Origin of the sequence: Chromobacterium fluminis, assembly GCF_011602385.1 — a bacterium.
In the GTDB taxonomy this organism is placed as follows: Bacteria; Pseudomonadota; Gammaproteobacteria; order Burkholderiales; family Chromobacteriaceae; genus Chromobacterium; species Chromobacterium fluminis.
Genome location: NZ_JAAOMA010000084.1, coordinates 1 through 9,799, shown reverse-complemented (window position 1 = coordinate 9,799; position 9,799 = coordinate 1). Strand labels below are relative to the sequence as shown.

General features: G+C 67.3%; 11 protein-coding genes. 2 read left to right on the top strand and 9 right to left on the bottom strand.

Annotation, left to right across the window (positions count from 1 at the left end; genetic code table 11):
* Positions 1-401: 401 nt before the first annotated feature.
* Positions 402-782, top strand: a complete 381-nt coding sequence (locus HA052_RS26390) for a DUF1484 family protein (RefSeq protein WP_166454321.1) — start codon at positions 402-404, stop codon at positions 780-782.
* 25 nt (positions 783-807) lie between these two features.
* Positions 808-1,203, top strand: coding sequence for a hypothetical protein (locus HA052_RS26385; protein ID WP_166454320.1), 396 nt, complete (start codon positions 808-810; stop codon positions 1,201-1,203).
* Positions 1,204-1,960: 757 nt separating this feature from the next.
* Here the strand turns inward: HA052_RS26385 and HA052_RS26380 are convergent.
* From HA052_RS26380 to HA052_RS26340, 9 genes are all read right to left on the bottom strand, one after another.
* Positions 1,961-2,650 carry a Crp/Fnr family transcriptional regulator gene (locus HA052_RS26380; protein ID WP_166454319.1) on the bottom strand — a complete coding sequence of 230 codons (690 nt, stop codon included), beginning with the start codon at positions 2,648-2,650 and terminating at the stop codon, positions 1,961-1,963.
* A 96-nt stretch (positions 2,651-2,746) separates the two neighbouring features.
* Positions 2,747-3,958: a heme d1 biosynthesis radical SAM protein NirJ gene (gene nirJ, locus HA052_RS26375; protein ID WP_166454318.1), complete on the bottom strand. Its 1,212-nt coding sequence runs from the start codon at positions 3,956-3,958 to the stop codon at positions 2,747-2,749.
* 87 nt (positions 3,959-4,045) lie between these two features.
* The gene (ahbB, locus tag HA052_RS26370) at positions 4,046-5,038 is read right to left on the bottom strand and encodes a siroheme decarboxylase subunit beta (protein ID WP_240937588.1); all 993 of its coding nucleotides are present in this window, start codon (positions 5,036-5,038) and stop codon (positions 4,046-4,048) included.
* Positions 5,025-6,020 carry a siroheme decarboxylase subunit beta gene (gene ahbB / locus HA052_RS26365; protein ID WP_166454317.1) on the bottom strand — a complete coding sequence of 332 codons (996 nt, stop codon included), beginning with the start codon at positions 6,018-6,020 and terminating at the stop codon, positions 5,025-5,027. The genes ahbB (HA052_RS26370) and ahbB (HA052_RS26365) overlap by 14 nt, the downstream gene beginning before the upstream one ends.
* Before the next feature lie 2 nt (positions 6,021-6,022).
* Entirely contained in the window at positions 6,023-7,210 is a 1,188-nt protein-coding gene (locus HA052_RS26360; RefSeq protein WP_166454316.1) for a cytochrome D1 domain-containing protein, read from the bottom strand.
* Positions 7,171-7,509: a c-type cytochrome gene (locus tag HA052_RS26355; RefSeq protein WP_166454315.1), complete on the bottom strand. Its 339-nt coding sequence runs from the start codon at positions 7,507-7,509 to the stop codon at positions 7,171-7,173. Before HA052_RS26355 ends, HA052_RS26360 begins: the two co-directional genes overlap by 40 nt.
* Positions 7,491-7,799: a c-type cytochrome gene (locus tag HA052_RS26350; RefSeq protein WP_166454314.1), complete on the bottom strand. Its 309-nt coding sequence runs from the start codon at positions 7,797-7,799 to the stop codon at positions 7,491-7,493. Before HA052_RS26350 ends, HA052_RS26355 begins: the two co-directional genes overlap by 19 nt.
* A gap of 50 nt (positions 7,800-7,849) precedes the next feature.
* Positions 7,850-9,532 carry a nitrite reductase gene (locus HA052_RS26345; protein WP_166454313.1) on the bottom strand — a complete coding sequence of 561 codons (1,683 nt, stop codon included), beginning with the start codon at positions 9,530-9,532 and terminating at the stop codon, positions 7,850-7,852.
* A 77-nt stretch (positions 9,533-9,609) separates the two neighbouring features.
* Positions 9,610-9,799 (bottom strand): DUF3079 domain-containing protein (locus HA052_RS26340; protein ID WP_166454312.1); only part of this gene is annotated, 190 nt, incomplete at its 5' end.

Below are 9,799 nucleotides of genomic sequence, written 5' to 3'. Positions count from 1 at the left end.
GAGGCCTGCTTCGGCTTCTTTCAGGATGGCAATGATCTGCTCTTCGGTGAAACGAGATTTGCGCATGTTGGCTCCTTTGAGCCTTCATGCTAACTAATTCTTGGGATACCTGTCGGGGGGAAGGTCAACTCCCCCTCCCAGCCTGTTTAGGCTTGGTCCCGCGTCGTGCTCAATCACGCGACGCAGGGCTGGCAAGCCCAAACTAGCTTCTCCCGCAGACACAACAGTCCGCTTTGGCACTGCTACGTCTGTTGCCACGCCGTACCCATTCGGGGCGGGCCGTGGCAGGGAGTCCTCTGGACTGCCGGTTCTTTGGAAGAAGCTAGCCGGTCTTGCCACCTTGTCATGTGCCTGCCCTAGCCTCGCCTGGGCAGGTTTCCAAAGATGACATGGAGACCGTGATGACCTTCTCTACCTTTCCCCCCGCCATGCCACCCCCCGCCTGTCCTCATTGCGCAGGCCAACACCCCACGCCCGCCACTGTGCCGGTGATGGCGCAGCTACACCTTTGTTCCCAGCGCTTGCCCGCCGCGGTCGGCGATGTGGCGAAACTGGGCGAGTTGGGCCGGCAACTGAGTCATTGCTACATCGAACTGGACACCGCCCTGCTGAGCGGGGTGATGGACATGCGCGCCGCCCACACCGGCTTACAAGCCTTGATCACCTTGTTGGAACGCCGCGACGAGCCGCTGCTGTTCAGCAGCGAAGAAGCCTTGGCCTTGCTGGAGCCAATACAGCAGCGTTTGCAACGCGGCCTGGAGCACGTCAATGGCTTACTCTGATAGACGGGAGGAGAACCTGGCTCTCATGAAGCTGCTGACCCAGCACAACCACGCGCTGAAGCTCGCAGCGCGCTTGATCATTGTCTATGAAGCGCATATCGGGACGGTTGCGCTGGCGAACGACGACCCGGACCACCCGGACTATCAGGCCAACACCCACGCCATCAATCAGGAGATCAAGCGGGCGCTGCTGAGTTTTTACCTTTGGGAGAAATGGCGGGGCGAGCACGCGCAAGCCCGCGCCGCCTTGCTGGCGATGTGGGCGTCCGGGGAGTGGACCAACCGCGACACCTGTGCGCGGCTGTGTTACCGGCAGGCGGGCTTCAGCAATATGGCCGTCGCCCGTCAGGCGCTGGTGGGCGCGCCGATGCCGGCCTCTGTCGCCGTCCAACGCCAACGCACCGTGTGGAAAGCACCGTAAGCGGCTGGCCGGCGAGCCTATGGCGTCGAACCCGTTCCGCGTGGGTATCGCTTCGCTCCTCCCACCCTACGGTTGGGGCGCTTAGGTAGGGTGGGGGGAGCCGTCAGGCGATACCCACCAAATCGGCGGCTGTCCGGCGGCCTGTGGCGTTGCACCCGTTGCCGCGTGGGTATCGCTGCGCTCCTCCCACCCTACGGTTGGAGCCGCGTTGGGGCCGCGTTTGGGTAGGGTGGGTGGAGCCATCAGGCGATACCCACCAAATCGGCGGCTGTCCGGCGGACTGTGGCGTTGAATCCGTTTCCGCGTGGGTATCGCTGCGCTCCTCCCACCCTACGGTTGGGGCGTTTAGGTAGGGTGGGTGGAGCCGTCAGGCGATACCCACCAAACAGGCGGCTGTCCGGCGGCCTGTGCGTTGAATCCGTTTCCGCGTGGGTATCGCTGCGCTCCTCCCACCCTACGGTTGGAGCCGCGTTGGGGCCGCGTTTGGGTAGGCAGGGTGGAGCCGTCAGGCGATACCCACCAAACAGGCGGCTGTCCGGCGGCCTGTGGCGTTGCACCCGTTTCCGCGTGGGTATCGCTGCGCTCCTCCCACCCTACGGTTGAGGCCGCGTTTGGGGCCACGCTTGGGTAGGGTGGGTGGAGCCGTCAGGCGATACCCACCAAATCGGCGGCTGTCCGGCGGCCTGTGGCGTTGCACCCGTTGCCGCGTGGGTATCGCTGCGCTCCTCCCACCCTACGGCTGGGGGTATGGGGCGTTTTAGGCGCAGCTGCCGAAGGCCTTCAGCTTGTCCACATCCACCAGCGTGATGTCGCGTCCGTCCACCTTGATCAGCTCCGCCTCGATCAACTGGTGCAGCATGCGCGAGAAGGTTTCCGGGGTCAGGTTGAGTCGGGAGGCGATCAGGCTTTTATTCACCGGCAGCGAGACCTGCGGCGTAAGGCTGCCACCGTCTTCCGGGATATGTTGCAGCAGATAGCCAATCACCCGCTGCAAGGAGCTTTCGATGGAGTAGCGCTCCACGTCCCGCACCAGGCCGTGCAGGCGCAACGACAGGCCGGCCAGCAAGCGCCGGGCGAAGGCCGGGTCGTGGTCTATCGCTTGCAGGATGCCGGCCGCCTCCACCTTGAGCAGCATGCCGTCTTCCAGAAACTGGGCCATCACCGGGCAGGGCCGGCCCAGGAACATCACCGCCTCGGCAAAGCTTTGGCCGGGGTGGATGATTTCCATCACTTTCTCGCTGCCCTGCGCCGATGACAGCGCCAGCTTCACCCGGCCGTACACCACCAGGAACATGCCGTCGCAGGGGTCGCCCTTCTGGAAGATCACCTGGCCCTTGAGGCCGCGTAGTTCTTGGGTGTGCGGCACCAGCGCCTGGATTTGTTCCGGGGACAGTTGCTGGAACAGCGGCTGGTGGCGCAGGAAGGAGGGGATGTCCAGATGGCTCATGACGGTGTGGCTCGATAATGGCGGAGGCTTACACTATAAAAGCGCGCTCCGCCAAGGGCCATGGGCCATTGGCAGCAGCCGCCTAGTTCGATGTGATTAGAGCCGAGCTGCCCTGCTCCACGGCGTCAGCTCCGGCAGCGTGTGGCGGCCCGGCTCCACGCCGATTTCCGCATCGCTCAGATAACAGGCCGGGTCCGCCGCCCAGAAGTCCCCGCTCAGTTCCCAGGCGCGCACCCGGGTGTTGCCGTTGCAGATGTCCAGGTGGCCACAAGCGCCGCAGCGGCCGGCCACCGGGCGCGGGGATTGGCGCAGGCCGCTCATCAGCGGGTGCTGCGGCTGTTGCCAGATCGCGGAAAACGGCCGTTCCCGCACATTGCCCAGCGTCACTTTCCACCACATGGTGTCCGGGTGCACATTGCCCAGGTTGTCGATATTGGCGACGTTGACGCCGCTGGCGTTGCCGCCCCAGCGCCGCAGCGCCCGCAGCAGGGTGTCGGCGCGCTCCGGATAATGCCGGCGCGCCCAGTGCAGCAGGTAGACGCCGTCCGCGTCGTTGTTGCCGGTGACGAAGTCCCGCGGCCGGCCGGCGTCCAGCTGAGCCAGCGCTTGCTGGATCAGCAGTTCCAGCGCCCAGCGGCTGCGGGCGTGGCGGGCGTCGTCCGCGCGGTGTTTATTGCCGCGTCCGGCGTAGTTGAGGTGGGAGAAGTAGAACTTGTCTATGTCTTCGTCCGCCATCAGTTGCAGCAGCGCCGGCAGGTCCGCGGCGTTGTCTTCCGTCATGGTGTAGCGGATGCCCACTTTCAGGCCAGCGTCGCGCGCCAGCCTCAGGCCCTGCAGCGCCAGATCAAAGCCGCCATCCAGCCGCCGGAAACGGTCGTGAGTGGCACCGATGCCGTCCAGGCTGACGCCCACGTAGTCGAAGCCGATGTCCGCCAGCGTGACGGCGGCGGCTTTGTCTATCAGGGTGCCGTTGCTGGACAGGCCGATATAGAAGCCCAGCGCCTTGGCGCGCCGGGCGATGGCCGGCAGGTCCGGCCGCAGCAGCGGTTCGCCGCCGGACAGGATCAGCACGCGCACGCCGTAGGCTTTGAGATCGTCCAGCACCGCATAGGCTTCGTCGGTGCTCAACTCCCCGGCGAAATCGCGGTTGGCGGAGGTGGAGTAGCAGTGCTGGCAGGTGAGGTTGCAGCGGCGAATCAGGTTCCAGATCACGACTGGGCCTTGCGGGCCAACGGGCATGGCGCGCCCTGGCGGTTGGGACGCCGCCGGTTCGCGCAGCAGGCGCAGGTATTGGGTCAGTCGCAACATGGCCGGCTCCGTCGCGGGAAGATGGCTCAGTGTGCGGCCGGGGTCGGCGGCGGCTCCTTGATGCGGGTCAATGGAATTTGGAGCACCTCACAACCTCAAACCCGTTTTCTTCAAAATCCGGCTGGAAAACAGCACCTCGTGGCTATGGCAGGCTTCGCCCAGCAAGGCGCGCGCGTCGTCCACCACGGCCAGCACCGCCGGCCGCTCGCTGCCGTGCAGCATGGCGAACAGATTGTACGGCCAGCCCGGCCGGCGCGGACGGCGGTAGCAATGGCTGACCGCGTCCAGGCCGCCCAGTTGCGCGCCCAACGCATCCACTTGTTCGTCGGCCACGTCGAACACCGCCATGCCGTTGGCGCGGTAGCCGATGGCGTAATGGTTGGGCACCGCGCCGATGCGGCGCACCACGCCCTGTTCCAGCCAGCGCGCCAGCTTGGCCGTCACTTCGGCCTCGGCCCAGCCCAGCCGCCGCGCAATGTCGCGGTAGGGGTAGCGGCACAGCGGCAGGCCGGCCTGGGTGGCGCGGATCAGCAGCCGGTCGTCTTCGCTCAACGCGGCCGGCGCTCCGGCCCGCCGCGCGCCGACGGCAGCGCCCACGGGAGCCGCGCCGCCCACCTGAAAACGCATGCCGACGAAGTATTCCCGCTCTTTGGGAAACAGGTTCACTTCCAGGCCTGTCACCAGTTCGATGCCGCGCCGGGCGGCGTCGATAGCCGCGGCGCTGTCCGCGGCCAGCACAAACCACATATTGAGCCGGTGTTCGCGGCGGTAGTTGTGCGCCACCGCGGGCAGCGTGTTGACGGCGGCGGCCACTTCGTCGAAACGCGCTTCCGGCGCGGCCAAGGCGGCCAGCACGAAGCGGCCGCCCAGGCGTTCTATCTGGTACATCGGCCCAAAGCGGCTGAGCACGCCGGCGTGCAGCAGTTGGCGCAAGCGCCGGATCAGGCCGTCTTCGCCCAGGCCCAGGCTGCGCCCGGCCGCCGCATAGGGGCGCGAGACCAGCGGGAAGCCGCCTTGCAGCCGGTCGATCAACCGCGCGTCCAAGGCGTCCAGCATTGCCAGCGCTTCAGGCGTATCCATAACAGGCTCCGGTTTGTTTGTAGCGCCGGGTGGAGCGCAGCACCGCCTGCGGCAGCCGTTCCAGGCCGTGCCGGCGGCGGATGTCCGCCAGCGCGGCGTCCAGGCTCTGCGCGTCGCGGGCGTGGACCATGGTGAACAGCTGGTAGGGCCAGTCCGGCGGCCGCGGCGGCCGTTCGTAGCACAAGGTGACGGCCGGCTCCGCCGCCAGCGCCAGCGCCACGCGCTCGCGTTCGGCGTCGTCGTCTATCCGCCACACCCACATGGCGTTGGCGCGGTAGCCCAGCTCCCGGTGGCGCACCACCATGCCGAAGCGGCGGATGACGCCTTGCTGCCGCCAGTGGGCGATTTGCGCCAGGGTCTGGGCTTCGCTCAATGCGCATTGCGCGCCCAGCGCTTGATAAGGCCGCGGGGTCAGCGGCAGGCCCGGCGACAACGCCGCCAGCAGCCGCTGGCGCTGGCCGGCGGACAGGCCGGGGTCGTCCGCCGCCGCCGGCGCTTCCGCCGCCGCGGCGGACTCCGCCAGGAAGGAAAAGCCCAGGTCGATGTGGTATTCCCGCAGCAGCGGTAGGTCCAGCGGCGGGATGCCGGTGGCCAGGCGGATGCGGCTCAGCGCCGCGGCTACGCCAGCCGATGAGGCGGCGGCGACGACGAACCACAGATTGTAATGATGGTCCCGCCGGTAGTTGTGGTTGACCTCGCGCTGGCGGCTGACGAAGGCGGCCACTTCCTCCAGCCGCTCCGCCGGCGCCGCCATCGCGGCCAGGGTGCTGTTGCCCACGGTGTTGGGCGCGAACACCGCGCCGACGCGGGCCAGCAGGCCGGCCGCCTGGGCGTCTTGCAGCGCGGCCAGCAGCCGGGCTTCGCTCCAGCCCTCCTCCATGCCGGAGGCGAGCGCGGCGAAGGGGCGCAGCAGCAGCGGAAAGCCGCGCTGGCAGCCGTTGATCAGCCGCAGCAGGGCCGGATCGGCGTCTGAAATAACCATGGCTACATCCCGATGCGGCTGGCGCGCCAGCTGAAGAAGATGCCGGACGGGCTGCGCGCAGGCAGTTCGCGCAGCACTTTGAGGCTGGCGGTGTCCACCACCACCAGCTTGTCGTCGTCGCGGCTGGACAGCCACACCGCGTCGCCGCGCGGGGTGAACTCCATGTGCAAGATGGCCTTGCCCGGCTTCAAGGTGGCGATCACGCTGCGCGTGGGCACGTCGATGACTTGCACCTTGTCGTTGTCCGGGAAGGCGAAATTAACCCAAACCCGCCGCCCGGAGGGTTCCGCCATCACGAACACCGGCTGGCCCAGCACCGGGATGGCGGCCAGTTGCGCCCAGCTGCGGTTGTCCGCCAGCAGCACTTCATGGCGGCCGATGGCGGGCAGGAAGGCGTAATCGCCGGCCAGCGCCCAGCCGCGCAGGTGCGGCATCTTGTACACCGGCAGCGGCTGCTGGCCGCGGCCGTAGCCGGCCAGGATGCGGCGCACGCCTTGTTCCGGCCGCCAGGTGTCCAGCAGGGACAAGCCGTCTTCGCCGTAGAGCCCGGCCAGGAAGTAGCGACCGTCCATGCTGGCCAGGCCGTCATAGGGGCGCTTGCCGGCGTCGCGGTAGCGGGTCAGTTTCGGCTGGGCCGGGTCCGCGGCGTCCAGCACGTCGATTTCGTCGGCGTCGAACAGCGCGTAGACGAAGCGCCGGCCCGGCAGGTCCGCCAGGCCCACCACGCGCGAGGGTTTGCCGTCCGCGCCCGGCGCGGCGGGCACCGAAGCCAGCGGCGCCAGCGTGACGGCGTCGAACAGGCGCACGCCGCCCGGCTGGTAGTTTTGCGCGGCCAGCACGCGGCCGTCCGAGGAGATGGCGCCGCCTATGCTGTTGCCGGCCTGCACCACGCGCCGTTCCAGCCGCCGGCGCAGCAGGTCCACCTTGCTGATGGCGCCGTCGCGGCCAAACACGTAGGCGTAGCGCGCGTCGCGCGAGAACACCACCGAGGCGTGGGACAGATCGCCCAGCCCTTCCACCCGGCCCAGGCTTTCCGCGCGGGTGTTGTCCACCACTTGCACGCTGCCGCTGGCGCGTTCTATCACCACGCCCAGGTCGCCGGTGCCGCGCGGCGCGGCGCAGCCGCCCAGCAGCGCGGCCAAGGCCGGGATCAGGGCGGCGCGCCCTGCTTTAACCAGTAAACCAGCCATATCGCTTCTTCTTCCGTCAGAAAAGGCCGCCAGGGCGGCATCGGGGTGCCGGGCCGGCCGGCCAGGATCACCGCGGCCAGGCCGGCGTCCGGTTTGTCCTTGAGCGCCTCCGGCGTCAGCGGGCTGCCCAGGCCGCCGCGCAGGCTCAGGCCGTGGCAGGCGCCGCAGTCCTGGCGCGCCAGGTGGCGCAGCTGGGCCGCCCGCTCCGGCGCGGGGGCAACCGGCGCGGCGACGGCGACGGCGACGCCGCAGAGCAGCAGCAAGGCCGCCGCGATGCGCGTCAACGACTCAGCACCCATTGCACCATGACCTTGAGATCGGCATCCGGCACTTGCGGGTTGGGCGACATCGGCACCGGGCCGAAGCTGCCGGCGCCGCCCTTTTTCACTTTGTCCACCAGCTTGGCGGCGATGTCCTGCCCTTTGTACTTGGCCGCCACTTGTTGGTAGGACGGCCCCACCAGCTTGGCGTCCAGCGCGTGGCAGGCCAGGCAGTTGTGTTGCTTGAGCAGCGCTTCCGGCGCGGCGGCCGCGGCCGGCAGCGCATGCAGCGCCAGGGCGGCGCAGGCCAGGATCAGGCTTGTTTTCATTGCGTTCTCCTCCGCCCGCCGGGGCTGGCCCGGCAGGCGTGCTGGCGGGGTCAGTAGATGTCGTGCTGGGTGTTGTAGACGTTGAATTTGCCGGTGGGGGTGACCAGGCGCGGGTCCTTGATCACGGCCTTGAGCTTGCGGGTTTTGTCGTCCACCACCACGATGGCGGATTGCTTGTCCTTGGCGCTCCACACCGAGAACCAGACTTCATCGCCGGCCTTGTTGAATTCCGGCTGCAACACGCGTTTGGCGCCGTCGCTCAGGCCGGACCATTCGCCTATCGGCAGCATGGAGAAGCCCTTGTCCAGGTGCTTGATGTCGAACACCGCCACGCTCTGGCTGAGCTTGGCGTCCGGGTTGAACACGGTGTCCACCCACAGATTGGCGGATTGCGGATGGGTCTTGATGAAGAGCGAGCCGCCGCCCTGCCCTTTGAGCGTGCGCACCACTTTCCAGGCCTGGGCCTTGTGTTTTTCCGGATCGGTGCCCACCAGGCTGATGCTGTCGTCGCCCAGGTGGCTGGTGGCCCAGACCGGCCCGTATTGCGGGTCCGTGAAGTTGGCGCCGCGGCCGGGGTGCGGGGTTTTGCCCACGTCCACCAGCGCCGCCAACTTGTCCAGCTTGGTGTCCACCACCGCCACTTTATTGGAGGCGTTGGCGGCCACCATGAAGTAGCGGCCGCTGGCGTCGAAACCGCCGTCGTGCAGAAATTTGGCGGCGTCTATGGTGGTGGTCTTGAGGTTGGCCAGGTCCGAGTAGTCCACCATCATGATCTTGCCGGTTTCCTTGGCGTTGACCACGAACTCCGGCTTGTAATGGCTGGCCACGATGGAGGCCACGCGCGGTTCCGGGTGGTATTCGTTGTCCACCGTCATGCCGCGGGTGCCGACGATTTTCAGCGGCTTGAGGCTGGCCCCGTCCATGATCACGTATTGCGGCGGCCAGTAAGCGCCGGCCACCGCCAGCTTGTCGTCGTAGCCGCGGTATTTGGAGGTTTCCACCGAGCGCGCTTCCAGGCCGATGCGGATTTCCGCCACGCTGTCCGGCTTGGCCATCCACAAGTCCACCAGATTGATCTTGCCGTCGCGGCCGATCACGTACAGGTAGCGGCCGGACTTGGACAGCCGGGAGATGTGCACGGCGTAGCCGGTTTTGATCACGCTGACGATCTGTTTGCTGTGGCCGTCGATCAGCGCGATTTCGCCGGCGTCGCGCAGGGTGACGGAGAACAGGTTGGAGATGTCCAGCTGGTTTTCCTTGCGCCTCGGACGCTTGTCCACCGGCACTTGCACTTTCCAGGTGGCCAGCATGTCCTGCATGCCGAATTCCGGCGGGGTGGGCGGCTCTTGCTGCACGTAGCGCGCCATCAGTTCCACTTGCTGATCGTTGAATTCGCCGGAGGTGCCCCAGTTGGGCATGCCGGCCGGGGAGCCGTATTTGATGAAGGTTTTCAGGTATTCAGTGCCGCGCGCCAGGGTGATGTCCGGCGTCAGCGCCTTGCCGGTGGCGCCTTTGCGCAGCACGCCGTGACAGCCGGCGCAGCGTTCGAAGTAGATTTGCTTGCCGCGGGTGAATTCCGCCTCGGTCATCGGTGGGGCTTTGGCGTTGGCGTTCTGGTGCATCGCCTCGCCGGCGGGCGGGGCGACGGTGTCCGCCCAGACGGGGGCCGCGGCCAGCGGCAACAGGGCGAGCAATACGCTCTTGGTGAACAGGGACTGCTTCGGAGACTTCATGGTAGCGCTCCAGCGTTAGGAATAACCCTTTTGCGAGCATGATCATCCCGGACGCATATGGACAGCCTTGATTCGAATCAACGCTTGCCGGAGCCGTCCTGTCCTGTGACCGGGGAATCCTCCAGGCCCCAGTCGCCGTATTGATACCAGTCGTCGCCCAGCACTTCCGCCGGATGTTGCGTGCGGCTGGAGCCGTTGCCGCATTGCAGGGAGTTGGCGGGGCAATAGAGATCGCAGCCCCAGCAGATGCGTTCGGGGTGGGCGGGG

Coding starts and splice junctions, on each gene's coding strand:
- HA052_RS26350 (WP_166454314.1), bottom strand. CDS start 7,799: ATGAAAACAAGCCTGATCCTGGCCTGCGCCGCCCTGGCGCTGCATGCG.
- HA052_RS26355 (WP_166454315.1), bottom strand. CDS start 7,509: ATGGGTGCTGAGTCGTTGACGCGCATCGCGGCGGCCTTGCTGCTGCTC.
- ahbB (WP_240937588.1), bottom strand. CDS start 5,038: ATGGATACGCCTGAAGCGCTGGCAATGCTGGACGCCTTGGACGCGCGG.
- HA052_RS26380 (WP_166454319.1), bottom strand. CDS start 2,650: ATGAGCCATCTGGACATCCCCTCCTTCCTGCGCCACCAGCCGCTGTTC.
- ahbB (WP_166454317.1), bottom strand. CDS start 6,020: ATGGTTATTTCAGACGCCGATCCGGCCCTGCTGCGGCTGATCAACGGC.
- HA052_RS26360 (WP_166454316.1), bottom strand. CDS start 7,210: ATGGCTGGTTTACTGGTTAAAGCAGGGCGCGCCGCCCTGATCCCGGCC.
- HA052_RS26390 (WP_166454321.1), top strand. CDS start 402: ATGACCTTCTCTACCTTTCCCCCCGCCATGCCACCCCCCGCCTGTCCT.
- nirJ (WP_166454318.1), bottom strand. CDS start 3,958: ATGTTGCGACTGACCCAATACCTGCGCCTGCTGCGCGAACCGGCGGCG.
- HA052_RS26385 (WP_166454320.1), top strand. CDS start 808: ATGAAGCTGCTGACCCAGCACAACCACGCGCTGAAGCTCGCAGCGCGC.
- HA052_RS26345 (WP_166454313.1), bottom strand. CDS start 9,532: ATGAAGTCTCCGAAGCAGTCCCTGTTCACCAAGAGCGTATTGCTCGCC.